28 protein-coding genes and 2 pseudogenes are annotated in these 26,104 nt (G+C 51.7%); 12 read left to right on the top strand and 18 right to left on the bottom strand.

The window, feature by feature from the left end; genetic code table 11:
• Nucleotides 1-77: 77 nt before the first annotated feature.
• Nucleotides 78-440, top strand: a complete 363-nt coding sequence (gene mdtJ / locus AC6EMZ_RS19960) for a multidrug/spermidine efflux SMR transporter subunit MdtJ (protein WP_498404504.1) — start codon at nucleotides 78-80, stop codon at nucleotides 438-440.
• Entirely contained in the window at nucleotides 427-756 is a 330-nt protein-coding gene (gene mdtI, locus AC6EMZ_RS19965) for a multidrug/spermidine efflux SMR transporter subunit MdtI (protein ID WP_498404505.1), read from the top strand. The genes mdtJ and mdtI overlap by 14 nt, the downstream gene beginning before the upstream one ends.
• A gap of 105 nt (nucleotides 757-861) precedes the next feature.
• On the opposite strand, the gene AC6EMZ_RS19970 is transcribed toward mdtI, so the two are convergent.
• The 7 genes from AC6EMZ_RS19970 to ynfM all read right to left on the bottom strand — a co-directional run bounded on the left by AC6EMZ_RS19970 (nucleotide 862) and on the right by ynfM (nucleotide 6,089).
• On the bottom strand, nucleotides 862-1,683 hold the full coding sequence (locus AC6EMZ_RS19970) for a trypsin-like serine peptidase (RefSeq protein WP_498404508.1): 822 nt from the start codon (nucleotides 1,681-1,683) through the stop codon (nucleotides 862-864).
• Between the two features lie 101 nt (nucleotides 1,684-1,784).
• The gene (ydgU, locus tag AC6EMZ_RS19975) at nucleotides 1,785-1,868 is read right to left on the bottom strand and encodes a small membrane protein YdgU (RefSeq protein WP_498404656.1); all 84 of its coding nucleotides are present in this window, start codon (nucleotides 1,866-1,868) and stop codon (nucleotides 1,785-1,787) included.
• A gap of 90 nt (nucleotides 1,869-1,958) precedes the next feature.
• Nucleotides 1,959-2,336 (bottom strand): acid resistance repetitive basic protein Asr, encoded by a 378-nt coding sequence (asr, locus tag AC6EMZ_RS19980; RefSeq protein WP_498404510.1) that lies wholly within the window; start codon nucleotides 2,334-2,336, stop codon nucleotides 1,959-1,961.
• A gap of 128 nt (nucleotides 2,337-2,464) precedes the next feature.
• The gene (locus AC6EMZ_RS19985; protein WP_498404511.1) at nucleotides 2,465-2,704 is read right to left on the bottom strand and encodes a DinI family protein; all 240 of its coding nucleotides are present in this window, start codon (nucleotides 2,702-2,704) and stop codon (nucleotides 2,465-2,467) included.
• A gap of 119 nt (nucleotides 2,705-2,823) precedes the next feature.
• Nucleotides 2,824-4,308, bottom strand: a complete 1,485-nt coding sequence (locus tag AC6EMZ_RS19990) for a carboxypeptidase M32 (protein WP_498404512.1) — start codon at nucleotides 4,306-4,308, stop codon at nucleotides 2,824-2,826.
• Between the two features lie 98 nt (nucleotides 4,309-4,406).
• Nucleotides 4,407-4,751, bottom strand: coding sequence for an anti-adapter protein IraP (gene iraP / locus AC6EMZ_RS19995; RefSeq protein ID WP_498404513.1), 345 nt, complete (start codon nucleotides 4,749-4,751; stop codon nucleotides 4,407-4,409).
• A gap of 84 nt (nucleotides 4,752-4,835) precedes the next feature.
• Nucleotides 4,836-6,089, bottom strand: a complete 1,254-nt coding sequence (gene ynfM / locus AC6EMZ_RS20000) for a multidrug efflux MFS transporter YnfM/SxtP(Kp) (RefSeq protein ID WP_498404514.1) — start codon at nucleotides 6,087-6,089, stop codon at nucleotides 4,836-4,838.
• Nucleotides 6,090-6,209: 120 nt separating this feature from the next.
• Here ynfM and ynfL point away from each other — a divergent pair, with 120 nt between their 5' ends.
• The 3 genes from ynfL (at nucleotide 6,210) to bioD (ending at nucleotide 9,278) form a co-directional block, all read left to right on the top strand.
• Nucleotides 6,210-7,130 (top strand): multidrug efflux transcriptional activator YnfL/SxtR(Kp), encoded by a 921-nt coding sequence (ynfL, locus tag AC6EMZ_RS20005; RefSeq protein WP_498404515.1) that lies wholly within the window; start codon nucleotides 6,210-6,212, stop codon nucleotides 7,128-7,130.
• A 106-nt stretch (nucleotides 7,131-7,236) separates the two neighbouring features.
• Nucleotides 7,237-8,457: a sugar metabolism global transcriptional regulator Mlc gene (gene mlc / locus AC6EMZ_RS20010; protein ID WP_498404516.1), complete on the top strand. Its 1,221-nt coding sequence runs from the start codon at nucleotides 7,237-7,239 to the stop codon at nucleotides 8,455-8,457.
• A 125-nt stretch (nucleotides 8,458-8,582) separates the two neighbouring features.
• Nucleotides 8,583-9,278, top strand: a complete 696-nt coding sequence (gene bioD / locus AC6EMZ_RS20015; RefSeq protein ID WP_498404517.1) for a dethiobiotin synthase — start codon at nucleotides 8,583-8,585, stop codon at nucleotides 9,276-9,278.
• Here the strand turns inward: bioD and clcB are convergent.
• The 6 genes from clcB to AC6EMZ_RS20045 form a co-directional block, all read right to left on the bottom strand.
• Nucleotides 9,213-10,523, bottom strand: coding sequence for a voltage-gated ClC-type chloride channel ClcB (gene clcB, locus AC6EMZ_RS20020; RefSeq protein WP_498404518.1), 1,311 nt, complete (start codon nucleotides 10,521-10,523; stop codon nucleotides 9,213-9,215). The genes bioD and clcB overlap by 66 nt on opposite strands.
• Nucleotides 10,524-10,733: 210 nt before the next feature.
• Entirely contained in the window at nucleotides 10,734-11,348 is a 615-nt protein-coding gene (gene dmsD, locus AC6EMZ_RS20025; protein WP_498404520.1) for a Tat proofreading chaperone DmsD, read from the bottom strand.
• A 42-nt stretch (nucleotides 11,349-11,390) separates the two neighbouring features.
• Nucleotides 11,391-12,245 carry a dimethyl sulfoxide reductase anchor subunit family protein gene (locus tag AC6EMZ_RS20030; RefSeq protein WP_498404522.1) on the bottom strand — a complete coding sequence of 285 codons (855 nt, stop codon included), beginning with the start codon at nucleotides 12,243-12,245 and terminating at the stop codon, nucleotides 11,391-11,393.
• Nucleotide 12,246: 1 nt separating this feature from the next.
• Entirely contained in the window at nucleotides 12,247-12,864 is a 618-nt protein-coding gene (locus AC6EMZ_RS20035) for a DMSO/selenate family reductase complex B subunit (RefSeq protein ID WP_498404523.1), read from the bottom strand.
• A 10-nt stretch (nucleotides 12,865-12,874) separates the two neighbouring features.
• Nucleotides 12,875-15,313, bottom strand: coding sequence for a selenate/tellurate reductase subunit YnfE (gene ynfE / locus AC6EMZ_RS20040; protein WP_498404525.1), 2,439 nt, complete (start codon nucleotides 15,311-15,313; stop codon nucleotides 12,875-12,877).
• Nucleotides 15,314-15,446: 133 nt separating this feature from the next.
• Nucleotides 15,447-15,752: a DUF1161 domain-containing protein gene (locus AC6EMZ_RS20045; protein ID WP_498404527.1), complete on the bottom strand. Its 306-nt coding sequence runs from the start codon at nucleotides 15,750-15,752 to the stop codon at nucleotides 15,447-15,449.
• A 307-nt stretch (nucleotides 15,753-16,059) separates the two neighbouring features.
• On the opposite strand from AC6EMZ_RS20045, the gene AC6EMZ_RS20050 reads away from it, so the two are divergent.
• Both AC6EMZ_RS20050 and AC6EMZ_RS20055 read left to right on the top strand, forming a co-directional pair.
• Nucleotides 16,060-17,091: a methyltransferase gene (locus AC6EMZ_RS20050; protein ID WP_498404528.1), complete on the top strand. Its 1,032-nt coding sequence runs from the start codon at nucleotides 16,060-16,062 to the stop codon at nucleotides 17,089-17,091.
• A 131-nt stretch (nucleotides 17,092-17,222) separates the two neighbouring features.
• Entirely contained in the window at nucleotides 17,223-17,933 is a 711-nt protein-coding gene (locus AC6EMZ_RS20055; protein WP_498404529.1) for a YnfC family lipoprotein, read from the top strand.
• 135 nt (nucleotides 17,934-18,068) lie between these two features.
• Here AC6EMZ_RS20055 and AC6EMZ_RS20060 read toward each other — a convergent pair.
• The 5 genes and pseudogenes from AC6EMZ_RS20060 to AC6EMZ_RS20080 form a co-directional block, all read right to left on the bottom strand.
• Nucleotides 18,069-18,242, bottom strand: a pseudogene (locus tag AC6EMZ_RS20060) (type VI secretion system tube protein Hcp); the annotation flags it as partial.
• A gap of 1 nt (nucleotide 18,243) precedes the next feature.
• Complete coding sequence (locus AC6EMZ_RS20065) at nucleotides 18,244-18,522, bottom strand: hypothetical protein (RefSeq protein WP_498404530.1); 279 nt, start codon at nucleotides 18,520-18,522, stop codon at nucleotides 18,244-18,246.
• Between the two features lie 26 nt (nucleotides 18,523-18,548).
• Nucleotides 18,549-18,683, bottom strand: a pseudogene (locus AC6EMZ_RS20070) (DUF2778 domain-containing protein); the annotation flags it as partial.
• Between the two features lie 458 nt (nucleotides 18,684-19,141).
• The gene (speG, locus tag AC6EMZ_RS20075; RefSeq protein ID WP_498404531.1) at nucleotides 19,142-19,702 is read right to left on the bottom strand and encodes a spermidine N1-acetyltransferase; all 561 of its coding nucleotides are present in this window, start codon (nucleotides 19,700-19,702) and stop codon (nucleotides 19,142-19,144) included.
• A gap of 22 nt (nucleotides 19,703-19,724) precedes the next feature.
• Entirely contained in the window at nucleotides 19,725-20,063 is a 339-nt protein-coding gene (locus AC6EMZ_RS20080) for a DUF1283 family protein (RefSeq protein ID WP_498404533.1), read from the bottom strand.
• A gap of 152 nt (nucleotides 20,064-20,215) precedes the next feature.
• Here AC6EMZ_RS20080 and AC6EMZ_RS20085 point away from each other — a divergent pair, with 152 nt between their 5' ends.
• The 5 genes from AC6EMZ_RS20085 (at nucleotide 20,216) to AC6EMZ_RS20105 (ending at nucleotide 26,022) form a co-directional block, all read left to right on the top strand.
• Nucleotides 20,216-20,542: a YnfA family protein gene (locus AC6EMZ_RS20085; protein ID WP_320459561.1), complete on the top strand. Its 327-nt coding sequence runs from the start codon at nucleotides 20,216-20,218 to the stop codon at nucleotides 20,540-20,542.
• A gap of 111 nt (nucleotides 20,543-20,653) precedes the next feature.
• Nucleotides 20,654-21,868, top strand: a complete 1,215-nt coding sequence (gene manD / locus AC6EMZ_RS20090) for a D-mannonate dehydratase ManD (protein ID WP_498404535.1) — start codon at nucleotides 20,654-20,656, stop codon at nucleotides 21,866-21,868.
• Between the two features lie 14 nt (nucleotides 21,869-21,882).
• Nucleotides 21,883-22,902 carry a Zn-dependent oxidoreductase gene (locus tag AC6EMZ_RS20095; RefSeq protein ID WP_498404537.1) on the top strand — a complete coding sequence of 340 codons (1,020 nt, stop codon included), beginning with the start codon at nucleotides 21,883-21,885 and terminating at the stop codon, nucleotides 22,900-22,902.
• Between the two features lie 51 nt (nucleotides 22,903-22,953).
• Entirely contained in the window at nucleotides 22,954-24,333 is a 1,380-nt protein-coding gene (locus AC6EMZ_RS20100) for an MFS transporter (protein ID WP_498404539.1), read from the top strand.
• 225 nt (nucleotides 24,334-24,558) lie between these two features.
• Entirely contained in the window at nucleotides 24,559-26,022 is a 1,464-nt protein-coding gene (locus AC6EMZ_RS20105) for a mannitol dehydrogenase family protein (protein WP_498404541.1), read from the top strand.
• The last annotated feature ends 82 nt before the right edge of the window (nucleotides 26,023-26,104 follow it).

The raw sequence follows: 26,104 nt of genomic DNA on the forward strand, positions 1-26,104 counted from the left end.
CTGATTTAATTTCATATTTTTGGGTTTGTCGTTCACGACGAGCCGCAATGGATTATATTCTCAAGCAGGAGAAGACCATGTTTTACTGGATCCTATTAGCCTTAGCCATCGTGGCTGAAATTACCGGTACTTTGTCGATGAAATGGGCAAGTATCAGTGATGGCAATACCGGCTTTATTTTAATGCTGGTGATGATCTCCCTCTCTTATATTTTCTTATCTTTCGCGGTTAAAAAGATCGCGTTGGGTGTGGCGTATGCGTTGTGGGAAGGGATTGGTATTTTAATCATCACGATTTTTAGCGTGATTTTATTTGATGAAAGCCTATCGACAATGAAAGTTGCTGGCCTGGCAACGTTGGTGGCCGGCATTGTGCTGATTAAATCGGGTACCCGCAAACCGATGAAGCAGCAGAAGGAGCGAACCCATGCAGCAGTTTGAATGGATTCATGCGGCCTGGTTGGCACTGGCGATTGTGCTGGAAATCATCGCCAACGTCTTTTTGAAGTTTTCTGACGGTTTTCGTCGTAAATATCACGGCTTACTATCTATCGCCTGTGTCCTGGGCGCATTTAGCGCACTGTCGCAGGCGGTGAAAGGTATTGATCTCTCGGTGGCGTATGCACTGTGGGGTGGCTTTGGTATTGCTGCGACGCTGGCCGCAGGATGGATTTTGTTTGGTCAACGCCTTAACAAAAAAGGTTGGGTCGGTCTGGTACTGCTGCTGGCTGGAATGATAATGATAAAATTAGCCTGATGCGTTCGCTGCCTGCCATTGCGGGCAGCGAAATTCCGCGCTTGTATGACTCTTAGAAATAAGCGATGGCAATTATTGCCCTGCTCCAGGTTCGACACGGCTAAGCTATTCTTGTGCCAGTTCTTCTAGCTTGTCGCGAAAACCCGTCACCGACAATGCGCGGTTGTCAGCACGCCACCGATCTTTTGCCGCCGGAGCAGAGCTTTGTACGCCAATCACTTGCCAGCCACTCTCGGTTTTCAGCATGAGCGGAGAACCGCTATCGCCAGGCAATGTGTCGCACTGATGCGACAATACATTTTTTTGCGCCCAACCCGTGACGACACAATCGGTATGCGTATAGAGCGAGTCCAGATGATCGACAGGGTAGCCCGACTGCGTGACTTTGCGTTCCGCTACCTTTAGCGCCGCCGTCAATGCGGCTTTATCACCTTCAAACAGGGGAAGCGGAGTAATTCCGGTTGGTGGATAACGCAACACCACTAAGCCAAAGTCCCACTCAGCAGCAGCGGGTGGAACAATCCAGCCATCACCGTCAGGTTTTAAACGTTTACCCAGAGAAGGATCAACACGTCCTTCGACACCGTGAATGTCATAACGCCATACACCTTTTTTGGACACGAAGCGCAACGCGACGACTTTGTCCGGTGTACCTTTCGGTGGTATCAGAAGACAGTGTCCTGCGGTAAGTGCCAGATGAGGCGAAATCAACGTTGCGGTGCACAAATTACCGCTGGCAGTTTCAAGTTGCCCAATAGCATCCCAGGGAGATTCGGTAGGATCGGAGACACGCGTGCGGTCATCATGACCAAAAAATAGCGTTTTGACTTCGTTGGCATTGATAGCATCGTCATCGCCATCATCTGCATGGGCAAAGCCGGACAAGAGGCTGAACGTTCCCAGTAACAACACAACAGTTTTCCGCATATCACACTCTGGTGGGGTAATTATGATTATTAAAAGTGAACCCTATGGAAATACTATAGACGGGACCGCAATAAAGTGGGAGTAAAATCAGCGTGCTACATTCAGGAAAGATAATATCGACTGACTATAAGCGCGCATAAAATAAGCATGATAAGAATGAACTCAAACCGATAGCGTTGCAGCATACGCCCTCCGGATAAAAAACGGCGCCGACCGGAAAAGGGTTAGCGCCGGTTTAGCAACGTGCCCAGATGGGGCACGGTTATGCGTAAATCTTATGCAGCTGGTTGAGCTGCTGGTTTTGCCGCTTCATGCTTCACTGCTTTTTTGTGGTGCTTTTTAGCTGCCTGAGCTTTCTGCTCTACGGCTGGCTTAGTTTCTGCTTTTTTGTGGTGCTTTTTAGCCGCTTGAGCTTTCTGTTCTACAGCAGGTTTAGCTGCTGCTTTTTTGTGGTGTTTTTTCGCTGCCTGAGCTTTCTGCTCAACGGCTTTTTTGTGTTTTTTGTGGTGCGTAGTTTTAGCCGGAGCCGCATGAGTCGTTGCAGCAGCGGTCGCAGCCGGTGCAGGCATTGCGGAAGTCGCGGTGTCAGCAGCAAATGCAGCAGAAGACAGACCCATAGCAGCGGCAACAACCAGAGCTAATACTTTTTTCATTGTCATACCCTCGAATTTGGTTTTTCATTTAACCCCACTGCGGGGCCGTTGAAGTAACTATATCCCTGTAAATCCGAGGTTTCCGTGAGTCATTGGTTTCGGCGTGTAACGCAATGTACAACGTAATATTATTCGTTGACCATCCACATATCAGCCTCTTCAAACATCTCTTCCAACATGCGATTGAGTTTCTCACGATCGCTTTTACTGGCGTCGCTGTTTAAGCCATTGGCCTGCATCGGCTTAACCTTGACCTCAGCGCCTGGGAAGATGTTATGCACCCGTCGGGTCAGTTCGTTCAGGATGATTTCCCTGGCATCAGGCAAACCCGCAACATTGCGCTTATCGTAGACGAGTTCAACGAACATAGTGATTTCCATTTATTTGCTGTATGTGTATACAGTATTTTCACTGTAATAACGTACAGTGTCAAGGCGTTAAGAAAATATCAGGAAGATAGGCCGGGATTCACTCCCGGCATCAGGAATTACAGATAACGTGAGGTCAAATGTTCGCGGAAATAGCGGATGTTGAGATCTTCACCGGTGGCCTGTTTGATCAGCTGCGAGGTCGTAAAGCGGCTGCCATGCTGCCAGATGTTCTGACGAAGCCAATCGAACAGTGAGGTAAAATCACCGTCAGCGATGGATGCATCAAGACCGGGTAGCGCTTTCTTCGCAGCACTGAACAGCTGCGCGGCGTACATCGCTCCTAACGTATACGATGGGAAATAGCCAAAGCCACCGTCAGTCCAGTGAATATCCTGCATACAGCCGTTACGGTAGTTATCCTTTGTGGATAAGCCGAGCCAGGACTGCATTTTCTCATCCCATAGCGCCGGGATATCGTCGACTTCGATTTCACCGTTAATCAACGAGCGTTCAATCTCGTAACGCAGAACAACGTGCGCCGGATAACTCACCTCGTCGGCATCAACGCGGATGTATCCGGGCTTAACGCGCTGATTCCACGCGATGAAATTATCTTCACTGAACGCCGCCTGGCTGCCAAAACGAGCATGAACGGCGGGCAGAAGGTGTTTGAGGAAGGCATTGCTGCGACCCAACTGCATTTCGAAGAACAAGCTTTGTGATTCGTGGATTGCCGTGGAACGCGCCAGTGCGACAGGTTGACCCAGCCAGTTGCGCGGCAGGTTTTGCTCGTAGCGTGCATGACCCGTTTCGTGAACGACGCCAAACAGCGCGCTGAGCAGTTCATCCTCGTCGTAACGGGTAGTGATGCGCACATCTTCCGGTACGCCTCCACAGAATGGATGCGCACTCACGTCCAGACGGCCCGCGTTAAAGTCAAAGCCGAGCATGTTCATGGCTTCCAGACCCAGTTCGCGTTGCACGGCGGTCGGGAACGGTCCTTGCGGCGGAACAAAAGAGTGCCTGGACTGCTTGTCTACGACCTGCGAGAGCATATCGGGTAGCCAGGTCTTCATGTCACCAAACAGGACGTCGAGCCGCGCGCTGGTCATGTCGGGTTCAAAAATATCGAGCAGGGCGTCGTACGGCGTACCGCCTTTGGCTTCGGCTCGCAGACGCGCTTCTTCGCGACTGAGCTTAACCACCTCTTTAAGATTCGCGGAAAACCCCTGCCAGTCGTTTGCCGGGCGCTGGGTACGCCACGCATGTTCGCATCGACTTCCTGCCAGCGATTTGGCTTCTACCAGAGATTCCGGCAGCAGGGACGCCTGCTGAAAATGGCGTGTCATTTCGCGCAGGTTAGCCTGCTCGACGTCGTTCAGTTCTTCGCTTTCGGCGGCTGCCAACCATTCGCCCACTTTTTTATCGGTGAGGATCTGATGCTGCAACACGCTCATTTCAGCCAATGCTTCACCGCGGGCGGTGCTGCCGCCGTGTGGCATCATGGCAAACATATCCCAACTGGCGATGGAGGAAAGGTGGGCGAAACGAGATAAGCGCTGGAACGTGCGGGTGAGTTGTTGATAATTAGTGTCTTTCATAAGATCTCGTGGACAGTTTAGCGTTTGAATTGAATAGAGATTTTATTCATTTTTTATAATCTGACGCTGTCAGTTAAACACAAACTGTCATGATGATCTTACTCTTTTTCATCGATAACGGGCGTAGGTGGAAGGTTACGTAACGCTTCAATATCGATTTCTGAATCCGCTTTTTCAATGAGGCGAGCGATAGCCAGAAGATCGTTAAACTGACTCAGCAGCAGCTGTGCGTCTGAACGAAGCAAATCATCTGAAACGTCCATCGCAGAATTAATCGCTTTATTGACGCTTTCGACCATTTTATCAACACCACCGTTTTTACCAACGGTCAGTAAAATAGCGCTCAGCATAAGCGACTGCGCTTCAACCTGTGCCGTCAGCAGCTTTGCTTCTGCATCCATTTTTGAAATTTTCGCAACCATACTAAAAATGACGTTTTTCATCATGCCCCCTTAATTAATTTCCCTATTGTAACGAGGGCCAAAATGAAAACAGTGATGGCTCGTCAGAATTGGATATGTTCAGAACTAATGCAGTCGTTTATGTAAATTTACCCCTACAACCAACGCGGCGCAAAGCATTATCGCAATAAACCCGCCGACGCCGTTCCAGCCATAGTTGTGCCAGAATATACCACCCAGCGTACCGGCAACACTGGAGCCCAAATAGTAGCTAAAAAGATACAATGACGATGCCTGGCCTTTGGCTCTTCGCGCACGGGGGCCAATCCAACTGCTGGCGACTGAGTGGGCAGCAAAAAAACCGGCGGAGAACAGCAGCATTCCGGCGAATATCAGCCACAGGGAAGAGAACAGCGTCATCAGGAGACCGACTAACATCACGCCTGTGGACGTGAGCATCACCGGGCCGCGACCGTAACGCGCGGTCATCGCGCCGGCTTTTGGCGAGCTCCAGGTGCCGGTGAGATAGGCAAGAGAAAGAATGCCGACGAACGCCTGGCTCAAATGCCACGGAGATAACATCAGGCGATAGCCAATATAGTTAAACAGCGTGACAAACGACCCCATCAGTAAAAAACCGACCAGAAACAGCAGCGGCAGGCCTTTATCGCGCCAGTGAAGCCGGAAGTTGATAAACAGCGTTTTCGGGCGCAGCGATGTCGGGCGAAAATGCCGTGATTCCGGCAGGATTCGCCAGAACATGAGCGCGGAGGCCAGGGCGAAGCAGCCAATGACGGCAAGCGCAATGCGCCAGTTAAAGAGATCGGTAAAGACCCCACTCAAGAGTCGCCCACTCATGCCCCCAATCGAGTTGCCGCTAATATAGAGGCCCATCGAGAAGGCGACGAAACTGGGATGAATTTCTTCGCTCAGATAGGTCATGCCCACGGCCGCGACACCACTCAGTGAAAGCCCAATGAGCGCACGCACGATCAGTATTCCGTGCCAACTGGTCATCATGGTGGAGAGCAGCGTGCATATTGAGGCCAACAGCAGCGCTGTGACCATCACGGGTTTGCGTCCAATGGCATCGGACAGCGGGCCGGTAAATAATAAGCCGACGGCTAGCATTCCGGTTGAAATAGAAAGAGAGATACTGCTGCTGGCAGGCGAAATACCAAACTCATGGGATAACACCGGGAGAATGGGCTGGACGCAATAGAGCAGGGCGAAAGTCGCGAGTCCTGCGGAAAACAGCGCCAGCGTGACACGCATAAACTGTGAGGTACCACGTTTGATATAGGGTGATGGCTGGGGCGCTACGGGTAATACATCAATGTCGCTTGCCGGGGCGATATCAACGGTAGTTGTACGACTCACTGAATTTCCTTGCTTAAACATCCCGTGATTTCGGGTAACGGGTATGACCACAAAATCAGGGTAGGAAATTGTAAATATTCTGTCTAATATATTAATAATCTCAAATGATACTTTTTAAATATGAATATCGAGTTGCGTCACCTGCGTTACTTTATCGCTGTCGCGGAAGAACTTCACTTCGGCCGGGCGGCGGCGCGACTGAATATCTCTCAGCCGCCCCTGAGTCAGCAAATTCAAATCCTTGAGCAGCAGATTGGCGCACGACTGCTGGCGCGAACCAACCGTAGCGTAAGCCTGACAGCAGCGGGGAAGCAGTTTCTGGCAGACAGTCGACAGGTCATGAGCCAGGTCGAAGATGCCGCTGCCCGGGCGCAACGTTTGCATCTGGGAGAAACCGGCGAGTTACGCATTGGGTTTACCTCGTCTGCGCCCTTTATCAGCGCGGTATCAGACACGCTGTCATCGTTTCGCCGTCACTATCCGGATGTGCATATCCAGACCCGCGAAATCAATACTCGAGAACAAATCGCGCCGCTCAATGAAGGTTCCCTTGATCTGGGACTGATGCGCAATACGCAATTACCCGATACGCTAGCGTGGCAGGTGATACTTCGGGAACCCTTGCTGGCGATGATACCTCGCGATCACCACCTGGCCTCAAAACCCTCGGTAACGCTTGCGGAACTGGCGAAAGAGCCGTTTGTCTTTTTCGACCCTCATGTAGGGACCGGTTTGTACGATGATATTCTGGGATTGATGCGACGCTACGGCGTGGCTCCGGTGATTACTCAGGAGGTGGGTGAGGCGATGACGATCATCGGTCTCGTGGCGGCCGGGTTGGGCGTTTCCATTCTTCCCGCGTCTTTTCGGCGAGTGCAGCTCAGCGAAATGCGCTGGGTGGCGATTGCAGAAGAAGACGCCGTATCCGAAATGTGGTTGGTCTGGCCAAAACATCACGAACAGAGCAATGCGGCACAGCGTTTTAAAAAACAGCTGATTGCTGCTGCAAACAGGTCGGTTTTATCCAATACCCCGGTCTAAAATGTGCGGTAAATCACATGGCTAAGTAAAAATTTGACGACGGCCTGTCAAGTGCTTCAACATAGCCCAAAGTTTATTTCGAAGCGCGAAAATAAGGATGTAAGTGGTGGTTGCTGATAGTCAGCCAGGGCATATTGATCAGATTAAGCAGACCAATGCGGGCGCCGTGTATCGCCTGATCGATCAGCTTGGCCCGGTCTCGCGTATCGATCTTTCTCGTCTGGCTCAACTGGCACCTGCCAGTATTACCAAAATTGTGCGCGAGATGTTGGAAGCCCATCTGGTTCAGGAAACAGAAATTCAGGAGCCGGGCAGTCGTGGACGTCCCGCCGTAGGGCTGGTGGTGGAAACCGAAGCCTGGCACTACTTGTCGATCCGTATCAGCCGTGGCGAGGTGTTTCTCGCGCTGCGCGATCTCAGCAGCAAGATGGTGGTGGAAGACCGCCTGGAGCTGTCGCTCCAATCTGAACAAACGCTGTTAGAGCGGATTGTTGTTCATATCGATCAGTTCTTTATTCGCCATCAGCAAAAGCTGGAACGCTTAACATCTATCGCGATCACTATGCCCGGTATCATTGATACGGAAAATGGAATCGTGCACCGGATGCCGTTTTATGACGACGTCAAAGAAATGCCGCTGGGTGAAGTTTTAAAACAACATACTGGTGTGCCGGTTTATATTCAGCATGATATCAGCGCGTGGACCATGGCCGAGGCGCTCTTTGGCGCGTCGCGTGGAGCACGTGACGTGATTCAGGTGGTTATCGATCATAACGTGGGCGCGGGCGTGATCACCGATGGCCGCTTACTGCACGCGGGTAGCAGCAGTCTGGTGGAAATCGGCCATACGCAGGTCGATCCTTACGGAAGGCGCTGTTATTGCGGCAATCACGGCTGTCTGGAAACGATTGCCAGCATTGAAAGTGTGATGGAGTTGGCACAGCAGCGTTTAAGTCAGTCGATGAGTTCGTCGCTGCATGGCCAACCGTTGACCGTTGAGTCACTTTGCGGCGCGGCGCGTCAGGGCGATCTGCTGGCAAAAGACATTATTACCGGTGTCGGTAACAACGTTGGACGTATTCTCGCCATCATGGTGAACCTGTTTAATCCGCAAAAAATCCTTATTGGCTCTCCGCTTAGCCAGGCCGCAGACATTCTGTTTCCGGCAATTTCCGACTGCATTCGTCAGCAATCGCTCCCGGCGTACAGCAAAAATATTGCGGTTGAGAGCACGCAATTCTCCAATCAAGGCACCATGGCCGGGGCTGCACTGGTGAAAGATGCGATGTATAACGGTTCGTTGTTGATCCGTTTGTTACAGGGCTAACTCTTTTTCACAGATTTAAGAAAAATTGCGCTATCTCAATCTGGACCCTCAACGCATACCTTAGACTCACTCCACTGAATTATTTACTTGGTTTATATTTTCAAAGCATAACGGTGGAGTTAGTGATGCTTAAGCGTTTCTTTATAACGGGTACTGATACCTCTGTCGGCAAAACAGTCGTGTCCCGCGCTTTGCTGCAAGCCCTGGCGGCAGGCGGTAACAGTGTGGCAGGGTACAAACCGGTCGCGAAAGGCAGTAAAGAGACGCCAGAAGGGCTACGCAATAAAGATGCGCTGGTGCTGCAAAGCGTTTCAAGTTTTGAACTGCCTTATCACGCGATCAATCCCATTGCGCTCAGTGAAGACGAAAGCAGCGTGGCGCATAGCGGCCTAATCAATTACGCCCTGCTGTCTGATGGCTTAGCGAATCTGAGCGAGAAGGCCGATTACGTTGTCGTAGAGGGAACGGGCGGCTGGCGCAGCCTGATGAACGATCTTCGCCCCTTATCCGAATGGGTGGTTCAAGAGCAACTGCCGGTGTTGATGGTGGTGGGAATTCAGGAAGGGTGCATCAACCATGCGTTGTTAACGGCGCAAGCCATTGCCAATGACGGTCTGCCGTTGATTGGCTGGGTTGCCAACCGCATCAATCCAGGCCTGGCCCATTACGCCGAAATCATCGACGTGCTCAGTAAAAAACTGCCTGGACCGCTGGTGGGAGAATTGCCTTATCTGCCGCGTCCTGAACAGCGGGACCTAGCGCGATACATCGATCTGACGATGCTCGGCGGTATGCTCTCCATAGATAGAGTTGTGGCGTAACGTCCGCGACAGAACGGATGCCACCACGCAGGCTATAAGCAAACCGGGCAATAACGAATATTGCCCGGTCATTTCACAGACCATCAGCGCCGACATTATCGGTGCATGCGTGGTCGCAGCCAGTAGCGTCGCCATACCGGTCAGCCCGAGTAAAATCGCCATCTCTGTTCCCGGAAACCAAACGCCACCTATCTTTGCAAATAACATTCCCATAGCCATCCCGACGAATAACGTCGGCGTAAACACGCCGCCGGGCGCGCCTGAGCCGCTACTGGCCAGCACGGCTAACACTTTGCAGATAAACACGCCGGCTATAACGGATAACAACGGCGGGGCCAGCAGAAAAGCCTGCACCACGCTGTAACCGTTACCCCAAACCTTTGGCGTCAGCAACGACAGCAACCCGACAATTAACCCGCCAAGCGCGAGCTGCAAGGGCGGAGAAAGCCGCAGGCGTAAAAACAACCTGTGGCTGCAATCCATCAACCACATGAAAAGCGGCCCAAGTACCCCCGCCAGCAATCCCATTGTGAGGATCAGCGAGTAATCGAGTGTGCTGAGCGTTCCGCTCAGGTGAACGTCATAAAGCGTGCTGGCGCCTGGACTCAGTAACCGCGTTGTTAACAGTGCTACCACGGCGGCTATCACGACCGGGCCGAGCGAAGCCAACATTAACGTGCCAAATAAAATTTCGGCAATAAACAAACTCCCCGCCAGCGGAGCATGATAGGCGCTGGCCATCCCGGCGGCTGCACCGCAGGCGATCCACAGCTTCCACTCTTTTTTCGGGGTAAAGCGCTGTGCAAAAAACGAGGCGGCAAGTGCGGCAAGTAAGATCATGGCCCCTTCGCGGCCAATCGCACTGCCGCTGGCGACGACCATGAGCGATGCGAGGGATTTGACCAGGCTCGCGCCATAGTCAAACTGTCCTTCACCGGCGTCGAGGGCTTCCATGTAGTCGGAGGGGGCATGAGGGCGTTGCTGATTTAGTCGTTGCCAGCCCCAGAGCAAAAGCCCGGCAGCGAGCCCGCCCAGCGCAGGAGTCATGGCCCGACGCCATGGTGAAAGCGTGCTGGCGGCGTTGACCAGGCTTCCGCTTTGATTACTGAGAAACAGCCATTCAAGCAGATACATTGAATGACGAAACAGCGCGACGGCACACGCCGCCAGGATGCCCGTTACGGTAGCAATCAGTAATCGGCGGAACATCGCGCGAATGTCCGGGTAAGCGTGGAGACGTTGCATGCGTTGCGACAGTAAAGTAGGAGATACAATATTGTGCGGTGAAAATGCGGGGTTAGCAAAAGTTCTGCGTGCGAAAAAGGTAAGCCCGACACACCAAGGTTGCCGGGAGGGGAGCCAAAATCGTCGTAAAGGTAAAACTCGATAAGTGACAACGTAACTATTTAAAGGGTGTACCGCACGGTACCGAAGCATCCGTGCGGAATAAGCTGATTAACGATATAGCGTTTTTTCAGCAACGGGGATCAGCAGTGAAGACTGCCAGTTGGCCAGCGTGAGCTGGGCAAGTTGCGCTAACGCGACGTAAAATGGATGTCCTGCTTCCTCGATAAATACGGATAAGAAACGTTGACTCCACGGTAACAGATGCCACGCGAGCAGTTGATCGCACTCGGTTGTACGCCCATTTTCGGCCAGCCACGCCGCTAACAGCAGCAGCGTACCAAAGTGATCTTCCGGTTCGTTCTGCTGCATTTCGAACGTTATGCCGTTATCACGCATCCACTGACGCAGCGCGAGAGTTGAATCGCCAAACAGCACGGATTCGCGGTCGAGCCAGACCGATCCCCACGGCGGTGCTGGCAATGCCCAAGGACCAATAAACAACCGCTGCCAGGCATCTGGCAATGATTCGTCAGCCGTTGAACGCAGCGCGTGTGCAATGGGTAATAACCGTTCCTGCTCGAGCGGCCAGTCCGTAAACCAGTCGGTGGTCGTTAAAGCTGATACCAACGGAGCGGCTTGCTCACTGTCTGGGGCAAAGTAAAACAACGCGCCCAGGACACGGGCGCTGAAGGCGAAAGATTCGCGTTGTGAAGCATCATTCATGACAACTTTCCTTACTCGCGCAGGTCGCCCCGCGCGTTGATATTAACCGGCAATCGCCATGCCGACGGTCATATGTAAACCGTAAAACAGTCCGCGGCCAATGAACTCGCCCAGAACCACTAAAACGAAACCAGCAGCAAGACCCACTAATTTGGGATCCTTGCGCCGTAACAGGGGACACAGCCAGCAACCCAAACCGGCAGCCAGCAACAGAATGCGCCAGACCTGAAGAGAACCATACTCAGGCAGCAGCGCACTGGCCTGCTGCACGGAGCTATGAATTGTACCAAGCTGCTGACTTTGCAGCACGATGACGGCGACGGTTGCTATCAGCGCCAGTACGCTCACCGACGCTGCCATTGCGCCACTGTTTGCAGCTTTTGCTCCACGCAACAGAAGTACCGCAAATAAAGGGCCGCCCAGCAGCGCCGTCAGGAAGAACGCCAGCGTTGTATAACCCGTATACCAGGTTGGAACGGTGTCTATCTGATAGACGCGGGTCATCGCCCAGACAAAGACAATCCCGAGTACCATGCTCAGTATCATCCAGACTTTACCGAGCGTCGCGGGCATTTTACCGATGGCAGAAAGCAGCCACCAGAAGCCGCCGACGGCAAAGAAAATCGATCCTGCTGCGATCTCATTACTGAGTGCAGAAGAACCTATGCGATTTAAGGAGTTAAAGGCTCGCAGCGGTGAACCCAGATGCAGCACCGAGGCCATAAAGCCGATGCCCATCACAACCCATAAAAAGAACATGCTGCGTACGATTCGCATTTTTACGCCGTCATCCTTCTCCTTTAACCAGGCAAATCCCGCGACGATTAACGCACCCGCCACGCATTGTCCGAAGACGGTGAAGATCACCAGCGGCCATTCATGCCATCCACTTCCCATTTTACACTTCCTTCGGATTGGCCAGATAGCCGGTGGTATCACCCGTCGGACGGCTATTGGCATTAGGTTTAATCACAATACTCGGCTTCGTAAAGTGCGCCCCCGGCAGCGGAGCGACCGCCGCAAGGTTACCGTGCTTCTGGCGCAGCTCGTCAATCGGCCCGAAGTCCAGCGCACGAAGCGGGCAGGATTCCACGCAAATCGGTTTCTTACCGTCGGCCACACGCGAGTGGCAACCGTCGCATTTGGTCATGTGACCTTTCGCGGCGTTGTACTGCGGCGCACCGTATGGGCAGGCCATATGGCAGTAGCGGCAACCAATGCAAACGTCTTCGTCCACGACCACAAAACCGTCTTCACGTTTGTGCATCGCGCCGCTCGGACACACCTTGGTGCAGGCCGGATCTTCACAGTGGTTACAGGCGATCGACAGGTAATAGGCAAACACGTTCTGATTCCAGACGCCGTTGTCTTCCTGCCAGTCGCCGCCTGCGTATTCATAAATACGGCGGAAGCTGACGTCCGGGGTTAAGTCTTTGTAATCTTTACAGGCCAGTTCGCAGGTTTTGCAACCGGTGCAACGACTTGAATCAATAAAAAATCCATATTGGGTTGTCATCGGTTACTCCTTACGCCTTCTCGATCTGCACCAGATTGGTGTGCTGCGGGTTGCCTTTTGCCAGCGGCGAAGGACGATGCGTGGTTAATGTGTTAATGCATGAACCATGATCGACGCGATCTCCGGTCATATTGGCGTCGTGCCACGCTCCCTGGCCCATTGCGCTAACGCCTGGCATGATGCGCGGGGTGACTTTCGCTTCGATACGCACTTCGCCACGGGCGTTGAACACGCGCACCATATCGCCGTTTTTAATACCGCGTTTTTCGGCATCGACCGGGTTCAGCCAGACTTCCTGACGGCAGGCAGCCTGAAGCACATCAATATTGCCGTAACTGGAGTGAGTACGTGCCTTAAAGTGGAAGCCAAACAGCTGTAACGGGAACTGACTGCGTTCAGGGGCGTCCCAGCCATCGAAAGTCGATGCATAAACGGGCAGCGGGCTGATGGTTTCATCTTTCTCCAGCTCCCAGGTATTGGCGATATCGGCCAACTTACTGGAGTAAATTTCAATTTTGCCAGAGGGCGTTTTAAGTGGATTTGCCTGAGGGTCGTCGCGGAATTTTTTGTACGCTACGAAGTGACCCGCTGGATCTTTGCGCTTATAAATCCCCATCTGTTTTAGTTCGTCGTAGGAAGGCAGCTGTGGATCTTTTTCAAGCATTTTGGCGTAGAGAAGCTGTAGCCATTCCTCTTGAGTACGGCCTTCAGTGAACCGCTGATAGATATCCGGACCGAGGCGCTTAGCCACTTCACTCATGATCCAGTAGATTGGCTTGCGTTCAAACTTGGGCGCGGTAACGGGCTGGAGGAAAATGAGGTAGCCCATATTACCCGCGTAGTCGTTAGGAATAATGTCTTCCTGTTCGACGGTCATTAAATCGGGCAGAAGGATATCGGCATATTTTGCCGAGGAGGTCATAAAGTTGTCGATGACCACGATCGTTTCGCACTGACTGTCGTCCTGCAAAATGTCGTGGGTTTTGTTGATATCAGAATGCTGATTAATGATCGTGTTGCCGGCGTAGTTCCAGATGAATTTTATCGGTACGTCGAGTTTGTCTTTCCCGCGCACGCCGTCTCGGGTGGCGGTCATCTCTGGGCCACGAGCGATAGCATCCGTCCAGCTAAAACAGGAGATTTGGGTTTTGACCGGGTTATCCGGCAGGGGCATACGCTCAATAGTGATGGTATAGGTCGATTCACGTGCGCCGCTGTTACCGCCGTTGATGCCCACGTTACCGGTTAAAATCGGCAGCATAGCAATGGCGCGTGACGTGAGTTCGCCGTTCGCCTGACGCTGCGGCCCCCATCCCTGACAGATATACGCCGGTTTAGCGCTGCCTATTTCACGAGCCAGCTTAATGATTCGATCGGCAGGAATACCGGTAATGCGCGACGCCCAGGCTGGCGTTTTAGCGATGCCATCCTCACCCTGGCCCAGAATATACGCTTTATAATGGCCATTAGCCGGTGCACCTTCGGGCAGCGTTTTGTCATCATAGCCGACGCAATATTTATCCAGGAACGGCTGATCGACCAGGTTCTCGTCGATCAACGTCCAGGCGATACCGGCCACCAGCGCGGCATCGGTACCTGGCCGAATGGGAATCCATCCATCTTCGCGTCCGGCGGCTGTGTCGGTATAACGAGGATCGATGACGATCATGCGCGCATTTGAGCGTTCGCGCGCTTGCTCAAGGAAATAGGTAATCCCGCCGCCGCTCATGCGCGTTTCGGCCGGGTTATTACCAAACATCACCACCAGTTTGGTGTTCTCGATATCGGAGGTGCTATTACCGTCGTTTGTGCCATAGGTATACGGCATGGCACAGGCGATTTGGGCGGTGCTGTAGGTACCGTAATGGCTCAGGAATCCGCCGTAGCAGTTCATCAGACGAGCGACCAGAGAAGCATAAGGCGAGGAGCGGGTAATGTTCCCTCCTACGATTCCGGAAGAGTAGTTGATATAGACCGCTTCGTTACCGTACTTTTCCACTATCCCTTTCAGGCTAGCGGTAATGGTGTTTAACGCTTCGTCCCAGCTGATGCGCTCAAACTTACCTTCACCGCGTTTTCCCACGCGCTTCATAGGATAATTGAGGCGATCCGGATGATTAATACGACGGCGGATAGACCGACCGCGCAGGCAGGCGCGAACCTGATGATCGCCGTAAATATCGTCGCCGGTATTGTCGGTTTCGACCCAGTAAACTTCATCATCGCGCACGTGCAAACGCAAGGCGCAACGGCTGCCGCAGTTTACGGAGCAGGCTCCCCAAACGACTTTATCTGCACCAGGCTGGATAGCTTGTTGCACCGCGGCTGCGGCACTTTTCAGCCCAAAGGGTAGGGAAAGGCCGCCAGCGGCGAGCGCCAGAGAGCCAATGGCGGTGGATTTAACCAGAGTTCTACGGCTGATCCCGCCGTTATGTTCGATATCGGACATTACTCACTCCATCATTGTAATTGCGTATTATTTTCACCCGTGATTACAACCGGGCTAATGATGGAGTGAGTGTTACCTATTCAGTGTTATAGAACTTTAATCCTTATCAAGCTAAGGGTCATATACCCAGAAATTATTGCGGTTCGTTGGGTGCGCTCTCTTGTGCGCCGGAACTGCTGGCGGAGGCGTTACCGCTGCCGGTGCGCGTGTAGAGGATTTTAAAGGTGTCGTTGGCGCAATGCCCTACAACCTGAGCGTCCGGACGATCTGCCTGATCGTTAGGGACAATATTGAGAGTGAAACCCGATTCAGGTACACCGTTATTGATGATGCGCTGTTGAATATCGCTCTTAACGCGCTCACAAGAATCAGGGGCGGCCAGTACAGCCGGTGAAACACCAATCAACAACAGGGCGGTAATCCAGGTTAACCGTTTCATGTCGTACTCCTTCTGTCTGTGTGTGGCTTTCATTTTAGCAGGCTTGGTTTCACTCTTCGCAGCATGAAGCAACTTTCTGAAAAATCTTAAAAATTTCTCAAATACCAATAGTCAAATTTTGGTGAAAAATAAAAACCTGCAATTGGCTATTAATTTGTACGCTTAACGTGAATAGCGTAGATGCTTCTTTCCATCGCCTGATAAAAAAGCGTTCGTTATTTTTGGCGTGTTTAATTACTGACGATTAGGCTTGCTAGCGGATGTTTTGTTTTTGATATTTTATTAATATATCGAATAAGGAAATGAAATGTTAACGCAAAATAATTTATCGAAAAATGAACGTGAAGAAGCCGTATATTTGTTGGAGCAAAGCATGGGTTTTGTCTGGCAGGCCTCTTTGCGTGCGGCGGCTGAACTCGGCGTTGCCGACAGGCTGACTGAAGGTGATAAAACTGCCGAGCAGCTTGGACAAGAACTGAACGTCGATGGGGTTTTTTTACAGCGGGTGATGCGCATACTGTCGTCCCGACGGGTGTTTCATGAATCCCCGGATGGCCTGTTTTCCCTCACCCCGGCGGCACGCTTCTTATGTTCTGACCATCAACACTCCTTGCGCTCAGCGGTACTGATGTTGACCGATAAAACTTTCTGGCTCCCCGCATTGGAAATAACCGATATCCTTTCAGGGAAACAGGTGTTTAACCATCTGTTTGGTATGTCATTTTATGAGTATTGGGGGCAGGATAACTTAGCCGCCGGGGAGAACGTCTTTCATGCTGGGATGTCTTCGATGTCGAGTGTCGAAAACGAAGTGCTTGTCGATTGCTACGATTTTCCGCAAGGGGCCACGGTTGTCGATATCGCAGGTGGCTTTGGCAATCTGCTGTTAACCGTGTTGCGTAAAAACCCGTCGCTGAAGGGAATTTTATTCGATCAACAAAAGGTACTGGCTGGCAATCGGCTGCATTTATTAGGTGACGATACGCGCTGGGAAACCGTCGCCGGAAGTTTTTTCGAAGCAACGCCTTCCGCCGATATTTATTTACTCAAATATATTCTCATGGATTGGTCAGATGCCCAGGCCAGCCAAATATTACAGACCTGCCGCAGATCGATGAAAGCGGGATCTCGATTGTTAATTCTGGAACCCGTCATTAAAGAGGAGAATAACGAACCGGGAAGATATGAGATCGACCTATTACTGTTAACCAGTTTTGACGGGGGACGAGCGCGGTCGGAGCAAGAACTTGCCGATATGCTCGCGCATGCCGGGCTAAAACTCAATCGGGTTATCCACACGCCATCTTATTTATCTATTGTTGAAGCCGTTCTAGCCTAAATTTTACGATGAGATGGCGTCTAAATCAGAACGCTGGAATATAAAAATTCACTATTGCTGTTTTACCTGAATGTAAACATCTGTATATTGCTAATATTATTGAAATTAATCTCCACGTATCGGTGAGTCTTGTGAAGAAATTAGCAGTGATGGTAACGCTGGCAAGCGTGCTGGTGGGTTGTGACAACGCTTCTGGACCGTTGTCCTTCACGCCGGAGATGGCCAGCTTTTCAAATGAGTTTGATTTCGACCCGCTACGTGGGCCCGTAAAAGATTTCACCCAGACGTTGTTGAACGAAAAAGGTGAAGTCAGCAAACGCGTCACCGGTACGATGTCAGAACAGGGATGTTTTGACACGCTGGAACTGCACGACCTCGACGCCAATACGGGTGTTGCTTTGGTACTTGACGCTAACTTTTATCTGGATGCAGAGACACAGCAGCAAAAGATCAAGCTACAAGGGAAATGCCAATTGGCCGAACTGCCTGCGGCGGGCGTCACCTGGGATACTGACGATAACGGGTTTATCATCAGCGCGCATGGTAAAGAGATGGAGGTGAATTATCGCTACGATGCCGACGGTTATCCGCTGGGTAAAACCACGGTTTCAGGCGGGCAGCATCTTTCGGTTTCCTCTACGCCGTCAAAGGATAAACGTAAAAAGCTGGACTACTCGGCGGTCAGTTTACTGAACGACAAACCGATCGGAACGGTGAAACAAAGCTGTGATTACGATCGCCATGACAACCCGGTGGCTTGCGATTTGCTGATTAAAGATGAGAGCGTTAAGCCGACGGTTGAACATAAATTCACCATCAAAAACAGCATTGATTATTATTGAGGTGGAAGCATGAAATCTATCTACGTAACGTTTCATGCTTCGGATCTGTGTATCGTTGAAGGGATGGACTTGCTTGGCAGGCGTAATTGTAGAAATTGAATAAGCGATTTAGCTTAACTATCACGGAGATCTTTATGATGAGTGCTGGGGCGTGCCAGTGATCTTGCCATTAACGTTGTCTACCGTAAGGTTGAGAGCACGGCTAAGACCAATGATCTCGATACTACCTTCGCGGTCCATAACGTCAACTGAACCTTTGATGTCTGCGCCGCCATCGTCTTTAAGCCACATATACGGAGGAATTGGCATTTTATGAGTTCTTTATTTTGTTGAATAACTTCATTGTTAATAGGTAAATAATAGTGGTGAATGTAAGCACTGTTAAAATATCAATATTCGTATAAGTCTCGTACATCGCTTCTGCGTTCACATCACCATAGATGAAATTACATATTGATGACGCCATTTCAGGATTGATGTATGTTTCTGCAGGACCCAGTGAGCGGCCTACCACAAAGATAATTAACAGGAACAAGACTGTTTTGAGCAGCCTGATGCCCCATTTATGTGCAAGTGTTGGTATAGCCACTGCTAATCCCCTCGAACCAACCGCGAGCCTTTTATCGATCCACAATCCCCATAGTTGCGGAAGGCTCCCTGCCCGGAGTGGGCCATAAACACACCCACTCCGTAGAGGTTAAATGGTGCGTAATCATCATCGTTAAGCATCAATGTTCCATTCAAAGCCATTTTTACCACCCAGCGTCTTTACGGTGTGACTTAATGCTAGGCATGGCCTGCATCTTCTCTACAGGGTTCTGGCAATTATACGATGCGACAGGCCTCATTGGTTCGTTATCAGCAATGAGTCATTCGGACGTCAGAACGGCGGGCTGGCCGTCACGCAGCGCTAGTGTCATTACTGCGCTTGAAAAATTCATAATCTTCCTTTCAATCTATGTGGTGATAAAGGCAAGCCTATGCCTGAACACAGCATGAAAGTTCAAACGAGATCATGTTTACACCTTAATCCGGCCTTTTTAAGAAAATGACCAGGCATTTTTTAACCAAAATTAAGGAGTTAGCTAATGAAAGTTTCAGAAGGTTTCCGAATTACAAACGGCCCAATAGGCAGAGCAACTGCTGATGGGAGAACGTATTGGTATCAATGAAAGACCCAATACCTATGTGGGATGAAACCGCGCAGGTTACTGCGCGGTGGGCTTCAGCAGACTGGAGCCAGACGCTTTATGCTCAGCCAGATATTGCTGCTGGAAGATGCACATACGAATGGTGTTACGGTACTCGCCATTGATGAAAAATTCGTGAATTAATTCGCCCTCGACCATAAATCCGAGCTTACGGTAGATGTGGACGGCTTTTTCATTCTCTTTATCAACAATAAGATACAGCTTGTACAGATTCAGGACCATAAATCCGTAATCCATCGCCAGTTTAGCCGCCCGGGAGGCGAGGCCTTTACCCTGGTGATCGGGAGAAATAATAATCTGGAATTCTGCCCGGCGATGAACGTGGTTAATTTCGACTAACTCAACCAGGCCGGCTTTTTCGCCATCACACTCCACAACGAAACGACGTTCGCTCTGGTCATGAATGTGTTTGTCGTACAGATCGGACAGCTCGACAAACGCTTCATAAGGTTCTTCGAACCAATAGCGCATGACGCTGGCGTTGTTGTCGAGCTGATGAACGAAGCGCAAATCTTCGCGCTCAAGTGGTCTAAGCCTGATGGCTAAGGTACTGCCCATGGTCATCCCTTTTATTTAGCTATTAAGGTGCAACCGTGCGGCCGGTACGGCGATCCAGGCAGCGTAGCGTATTCTGTTCCCAATAAGCGTTCACGTTCGCGCTCTGCTGGCATTTATCGCGTGAATCAAACGCGACGTCTTCTTTGTCCCACTCTTTCTCTACACGCGTGTTCACCTTCTGGCGAAGATTGCGCGTGTCATTCCATTGTTCCTTATCCATGGCGGCATTTTGACGGCTCTGGGCGCTATCACCTGATTCAATAATCAGTTTACTGGTCTGTGCAGAAACCGGCGCGGTGAAGGCGAGGGCTGTCAGGGAGAGCATGGCCGCCAGACAGAGGCGTTTGCGTAAAGTCGTCATTGCGTGTTCCTTTTATTAGGCGCGGACAAGTGGTTGACCCGGAGTCAATTCTACACCAAACCTAAATCGTGGCATACCCGTGCATCAGGTATGGAAAAGTAAATCTGATTATCGCGTATGATGGATAAACCCAGGCTCACTCAACAGTAGAAATGATCAAAACTACGCTGCTTTTCTTCGCCACCGCGCTTTGCGAAATCATTGGATGCTTTTTACCCTGGCTGTGGCTCAAACGCGGAGCCTCCATATTGCTGTTGCTGCCAGCAGGCGTAGCCCTGGCGTTATTTGTGTGGTTGCTAACGTTACATCCTGCGGCAAGCGGGCGTGTCTACGCGGCTTACGGCGGGGTGTATGTTTGCACTGCGTTACTTTGGCTACGGGTGGTAGACGGTGTGAAGCTCAGCGTCTACGACTGGGCAGGTGCGTTGATCGCGCTTTGTGGCATGTTGATTATCGTCGCGGGCTGGGGACGGGCATGACTACCTATATTTTGTGATCAATAGATGATTTTTCGATCGTCATACTTGTATGGTAGTAGCTCAGTTGGTTAAATTTCTTGCATCACAACGAACGATGTAAGGAAATGGATTATGAAGATTGTTGGGGCTGAAGTATTTGTCACCTGCCCGGGGCGCAATTTTGTGACCCTCAAAATCACCACCGATGACGGTATTGTCGGGCTGGGTGATGCCACGTTAAACGGACGTGAACTGTCCGTCGCCTCTTATCTGAAAGATCACCTTTGCCCTCAGCTGATTGGGCGCGATGCGCACCGTATCGAAGACATTTGGCAATTCTTCTATAAGGGCGCGTACTGGCGTCGCGGGCCGGTCACGATGTCCGCTATTTCGGCTGTAGATATGGCGCTTTGGGATATTAAAGCTAAAGCCGCAGGTATGCCGCTGTATCAACTGTTGGGTGGCGCGTCACGCGAAGGCGTGATGGTTTATTGCCACACCACCGGACACACCATTGATGATGTGCTGGAAGATTACGCGCGACATAAAGAGATGGGCTTTAAGGCGATTCGCGTTCAGTGCGGCGTGCCAGGAATGAAAACCACCTACGGCATGTCCAAAGGCAAAGGTCTGGCGTACGAGCCTGCGACCAAAGGCGACTGGCCTGATGAGCAGCTGTGGTCCACCGAAAAATACCTCGATTTCACCCCAAAACTGTTCGATGCCGTGCGCAGCAAATTTGGCTTCAACGAACATCTTCTGCACGACATGCACCACCGCCTGACGCCAATCGAAGCGGCGCGTTTTGGTAAGAGCATCGAAGAATTCCGCATGTTCTGGATGGAAGACCCGACGCCTGCGGAAAACCAGGAGTGCTTCCGTCTGATTCGCCAGCACACCGTGACGCCAATTGCAGTGGGCGAAGTATTTAACAGCATCTGGGATTGCAAACAGCTTATTGAAGAACAGCTCATCGACTATATCCGCACCACCATTACTCACGCGGGTGGGATCACGGGGATGCGCCGTATTGCCGATTTTGCGTCGCTGTATCAGGTGCGTACCGGCTCACACGGTCCGTCCGATCTCTCGCCAATTTGCCATGCCGCCGCGCTGCATTTCGACCTGTGGGTACCCAATTTTGGTGTTCAAGAATTTATGGGTTATTCCGAGCAAATGCTGGAGGTCTTCCCGAATAGCTGGACCTTCGATAATGGCTATATGCATCCAGGTGAAAAACCAGGGCTCGGCATCGAGTTTGACGAAAAGCTTGCCGCAAAATATCCGTACGATCCGGCCTACTTGCCGGTTGCCCGCCTTGAAGATGGCACCTTGTGGAACTGGTAAAACAGGAGCGAACGATGAAAAGCGTAGTTATTCAACAACCGAACGAACTGGTCATTGAAGAACGTCCCGTGCCGACACCTGAAGCCGGTGACGTTCGGGTCAAAATCAAACTGGCTGGCATTTGCGGCTCCGACAGCCACATTTACCGCGGGCACAACCCCTTTGCGAAATATCCACGTGTGATTGGCCATGAATTCTTCGGCGTGATTGATGCGGTAGGCGAAGGTGTTGATAAGGCGCGTCTTGGACAGCGTGTATCGGTTGATCCTGTGATTAGCTGCGGGCAGTGCTATCCATGCTCTGTCGGCAAGCCGAATGTCTGTACTTCGCTGGTGGTGCTCGGTGTGCATCGCGACGGCGGGTTTAGTGAATACGCGGTAGTGCCTGCAAAAAATGCCTGGCATATCCCTGATGTTATCCCCGATAAGCATGCCGTGATGGTCGAACCCTTCACCATTGCTGCCAACGTCACCGGACACGCGCAACCCACAGAGCAGGATGTTGCGCTGATTTATGGTGCAGGCCCAATGGGGCTGGTGACCGTGCAGGCGCTGAAGGGCGTTTATAAGGTGAAGCAGGTCATTGTCGTCGATCGTATCGAAGAACGTCTGGCAATGGCGCAGCGCAGTGGGGCGGACTGGGTGATTAACAACGCCGAACAGTCGTTGCAAGCGGTGCTGGAAGGAAAAGGCATCAAACCGACGTTAATTGTCGATGCGGCCTGTCATCCGTCTATTTTGCAGGAAGCGATTAACCTGGCCTCACCCGCGGCAAGGATTGTCCTGATGGGCTTCTCCAGCGAACCGAGCCAGATTATACAACAGGGCATTACCGGCAAAGAGTTGTCGATATTTTCTTCACGCCTGAACGCCAATAAATTCCCGGTCGTTATCGACTGGTTGCAAAGAGGACTGATCGACCCCGAAAAACTGGTTACCCATACCTTTGATTATCACCACGTAACAGACGCAATCGAATTGTTTGAGAAGGACCAGCGGCAGTGCTGCAAAGTCTTGCTCACGTTCGGGCAATAACAACAAACGCGGATAAGTGGTACGCATCTTACCTTTTTAGAGATAGCCATTATGACTCAAGCACAACCTCAAAGAACGACGTCCGATCTGGTGAAAGCCGCCGTTTCCGGCTGGCTAGGCACTGCACTCGAATTCATGGACTTCCAGCTCTATTCGCTGGGGGCCGCATTGGTCTTCCATGAAATCTTTTTCCCTGAACAATCTGCTGCGATGGCGTTAATCCTCGCGATGGGGACCTACGGCGCGGGTTATATTGCGCGTATTGTCGGCGCATTTATTTTTGGCAAAATGGGTGACAGTATTGGCCGTAAGAAGGTGCTGTTTATCACCATCACCATGATGGGGATCTGCACCACGCTTATCGGTGTGTTACCGACCTATGCTCAAATCGGCATTTTTGCGCCGGTCCTTCTGGTCACGTTACGTATCATTCAGGGACTGGGGGCCGGGGCAGAAATCTCGGGGGCGGGCACGATGCTGGCTGAATATGCGCCGAAAGGTAAACGCGGCATTATTTCTTCGCTGGTGGCGATGGGCACGAACTGCGGTACCCTGAGTGCCACGGCGATCTGGGCGGTCATGTTCTTTGCGCTAGATCGTGAAGAGCTGATTGCCTGGGGCTGGCGTATTCCGTTCCTCGCAAGCGTAGTGGTGATGATCTTTGCTATCTGGCTGCGAATGAATCTGAAAGAAAGCCCGGTATTTGAGAAGGTAAACGATGCGGACGCGGGTCCTGCGGTTGCCGCACAGGACACGTCTCTAGGTGCGATGTTCAAAAGCAAATCGTTCTGGTTAGCCACCGGTCTGCGTTTTGGTCAGGCCGGTAACTCGGGGTTAATTCAGACTTTCCTGGCAGGCTATCTGGTCCAGACGCTGCTATTTAATAAAAGCATTCCAACCGATGCCTTAATGATCAGCTCCATTCTTGGGTTTATTTCCATCCCGCTACTGGGCTGGCTATCCGATAAGGTCGGTCGACGCTTGCCTTATATTATTCTCAATATTTCCGCCATTATTCTGGCGTATCCAATGCTATCGATCATCGTCGATAAAAGCTACAGCCCAGGCGTCATTATGATGTCCATTATCGTCATTCATAATTTTGCGGTACTGGGACTCTTTGCCCTTGAAAATATCACGATGGCTGAGATGTTTGGCTCACGAAATCGCTTCACGCGGATGGCCATCTCGAAAGAGGCGGGCGGTCTGGTGGCCGTTGGTTTTGGTCCAGTACTGGCGGGGATCTTCTGTAATATGACCGGTTCGTGGTGGCCAATTGTGGTGATGATGGTGATTTACTCCGTGATTGGCCTGGTGTCAGCCATTCTGATGCCGGAAGTTCGCGATCGCGACCTGAGTGTTCCAGAAGACGCTGCCGAGTTACCGAGCAAAAACGCTGTGAGCTACGAGGCGCTCAATACGCATCGATAAATCTGGTTTATAACTTGGAATATCTGTCACACAACTTTTCATTCATGTCACACCACATGGAGAAAAGTTAACGTAAATCAATGTCTGAGCTGAAAGTATCAGTATGGTTAATGGCAGCTTTTTTTTTACCTGAACTGCCATTCTAGTTAGTGTAGTCAGCAGGCGCTGCCGCTCCAGAGAGGGCGGCAGCGAATCTCAGCCTAATTTATTAAACGAGTCACCATCATGGAAAACCGGTTATCAAAGGCGAAAGCCACGCTTCCTCAGTACGATCGCGACAGCCTGAAAGCGCGGATAGTGCATTTAGGCTTTGGCGCATTCCACCGCGCGCATCAGGCGGTTTACACCGATATCCTGGCGGCAGAGCATGGCGGCGACTGGGGTTACTGCGAAGTTAACCTGATTGGCGGCGAGCAACAGATCGCCGATCTTAAGGCACAAGACAATCTCTACACCGTCGCAGAAATGTCGGCCGATGCCTGGACTGCGCGCGTCGTGGGTGTCGTGAAAACCGCGTTGCATGCGCAGGTCGATGGCCTGGAAACAGTGCTCGCGGCGATGTGTGAACCGCAGGTGGCGATTGTTTCGCTCACCATTACCGAAAAAGGTTATTGCCACGCCCCGGCCACCGGGCAATTGATGCTCGATCACCCGTTAATTGTGGGTGATCTGCAAAATCCGCATCAGCCTAAATCCGCACCTGGCGTGGTGGTCGAAGCACTGGCTCGTCGTAAAGCGGCAGGCTTACCCGCATTCAGCGTGATGTCCTGCGACAACATGCCAGAAAACGGCCACGTGATGCGCAATGTAACCTGCGCTTACGCGCGCGCGGTCAACGGCGAGCTGGCTGACTGGATTGAAGCAAACGTGACGTTCCCGTCCACCATGGTGGACCGTATTGTGCCAGCAGTAACGGCGGATACACTGGATAAGATTGAACACATTACCGGCGTGCGCGATCCGGCGGGCGTGGCTTGTGAACCGTTCCGCCAGTGGGTAGTGGAAGATAACTTCGTCGCGGGGCGTCCGCAGTGGGAAAAAGCAGGCGCAGAGCTGGTGTCAGACGTCATACCGTTTGAGGAAATGAAGCTGCGCATGTTGAACGGTAGCCACTCTTTCCTGGCGTACCTGGGTTATCTGGCGGGTTATCAACACATCAATGATTGTATGGAAGATGACAACTATCGTCGCGCCGCACATGCGCTGATGCTTAACGAGCAAGCACCGACCCTGAAAGTGAAGGGCGTCGATCTCGGTCGTTATGCCGACCTGCTTATTGCCCGTTACAGCAACCCGGCGCTGCGTCATCGTACCTGGCAAATCGCGATGGACGGCAGCCAGAAGCTCCCGCAACGTATGCTCGATTCTGTGCGCTGGCATCTGGTACATCAGCGCAGCTTCCCGCTTCTGGCTCTGGGCGTTGCAGGCTGGATGCGTTATGTCGGTGGTGTGGATGAACAGGGTGAGGCAATTGAAGTGAGCGATCCGCAACTGTCCGTGATTCAGGCTGCTGTGAATGGCAGTGCCGAAGGCGAGAGTCGCGTCAAAGCCCTGCTCGGAATTGAGGCCATTTTCGGCAAAGAGCTGCCGCTGGAAACCACCTTTGTTGATGCGGTGAAAAACGCCTATCTGACCTTGTTGGAAAAGGGCGCAAAAGCCACCGTGGCGCAGTACGCCGCGCAAATCTAATCTCCCCAAAAATGCCGTCGTTCGCGACGGCATCTCTCAGCTTTCCTCTTCTTTACAAAACGGACAATTGTTTTCACGTTTT

This window comes from Enterobacter sp. SCRI0065, from assembly GCF_059766475.1.

Coding starts and splice junctions, on each gene's coding strand:
- mdtI (WP_498404505.1), top strand. CDS start 427: ATGCAGCAGTTTGAATGGATTCATGCGGCCTGGTTGGCACTGGCGATT.
- ynfE (WP_498404525.1), bottom strand. CDS start 15,313: ATGTCCGATATCGAACATAACGGCGGGATCAGCCGTAGAACTCTGGTT.
- clcB (WP_498404518.1), bottom strand. CDS start 10,523: ATGCAACGTCTCCACGCTTACCCGGACATTCGCGCGATGTTCCGCCGA.
- AC6EMZ_RS20095 (WP_498404537.1), top strand. CDS start 21,883: ATGAAAAGCGTAGTTATTCAACAACCGAACGAACTGGTCATTGAAGAA.
- speG (WP_498404531.1), bottom strand. CDS start 19,702: ATGGGCAGTACCTTAGCCATCAGGCTTAGACCACTTGAGCGCGAAGAT.
- AC6EMZ_RS20030 (WP_498404522.1), bottom strand. CDS start 12,245: ATGGGAAGTGGATGGCATGAATGGCCGCTGGTGATCTTCACCGTCTTC.
- asr (WP_498404510.1), bottom strand. CDS start 2,336: ATGAAAAAAGTATTAGCTCTGGTTGTTGCCGCTGCTATGGGTCTGTCT.
- ynfL (WP_498404515.1), top strand. CDS start 6,210: ATGAATATCGAGTTGCGTCACCTGCGTTACTTTATCGCTGTCGCGGAA.
- AC6EMZ_RS19970 (WP_498404508.1), bottom strand. CDS start 1,683: ATGCGGAAAACTGTTGTGTTGTTACTGGGAACGTTCAGCCTCTTGTCC.
- bioD (WP_498404517.1), top strand. CDS start 8,583: ATGCTTAAGCGTTTCTTTATAACGGGTACTGATACCTCTGTCGGCAAA.
- iraP (WP_498404513.1), bottom strand. CDS start 4,751: ATGAAAAACGTCATTTTTAGTATGGTTGCGAAAATTTCAAAAATGGAT.
- mdtJ (WP_498404504.1), top strand. CDS start 78: ATGTTTTACTGGATCCTATTAGCCTTAGCCATCGTGGCTGAAATTACC.
- ydgU (WP_498404656.1), bottom strand. CDS start 1,868: ATGCTGCAACGCTATCGGTTTGAGTTCATTCTTATCATGCTTATTTTA.
- AC6EMZ_RS20080 (WP_498404533.1), bottom strand. CDS start 20,063: ATGACGACTTTACGCAAACGCCTCTGTCTGGCGGCCATGCTCTCCCTG.
- dmsD (WP_498404520.1), bottom strand. CDS start 11,348: ATGAATGATGCTTCACAACGCGAATCTTTCGCCTTCAGCGCCCGTGTC.
- AC6EMZ_RS20100 (WP_498404539.1), top strand. CDS start 22,954: ATGACTCAAGCACAACCTCAAAGAACGACGTCCGATCTGGTGAAAGCC.
- AC6EMZ_RS20035 (WP_498404523.1), bottom strand. CDS start 12,864: ATGACAACCCAATATGGATTTTTTATTGATTCAAGTCGTTGCACCGGT.
- manD (WP_498404535.1), top strand. CDS start 20,654: ATGAAGATTGTTGGGGCTGAAGTATTTGTCACCTGCCCGGGGCGCAAT.
- AC6EMZ_RS20050 (WP_498404528.1), top strand. CDS start 16,060: ATGTTAACGCAAAATAATTTATCGAAAAATGAACGTGAAGAAGCCGTA.
- AC6EMZ_RS20045 (WP_498404527.1), bottom strand. CDS start 15,752: ATGAAACGGTTAACCTGGATTACCGCCCTGTTGTTGATTGGTGTTTCA.
- AC6EMZ_RS19985 (WP_498404511.1), bottom strand. CDS start 2,704: ATGTTCGTTGAACTCGTCTACGATAAGCGCAATGTTGCGGGTTTGCCT.
- AC6EMZ_RS20085 (WP_320459561.1), top strand. CDS start 20,216: ATGATCAAAACTACGCTGCTTTTCTTCGCCACCGCGCTTTGCGAAATC.
- AC6EMZ_RS19990 (WP_498404512.1), bottom strand. CDS start 4,308: ATGAAAGACACTAATTATCAACAACTCACCCGCACGTTCCAGCGCTTA.
- AC6EMZ_RS20105 (WP_498404541.1), top strand. CDS start 24,559: ATGGAAAACCGGTTATCAAAGGCGAAAGCCACGCTTCCTCAGTACGAT.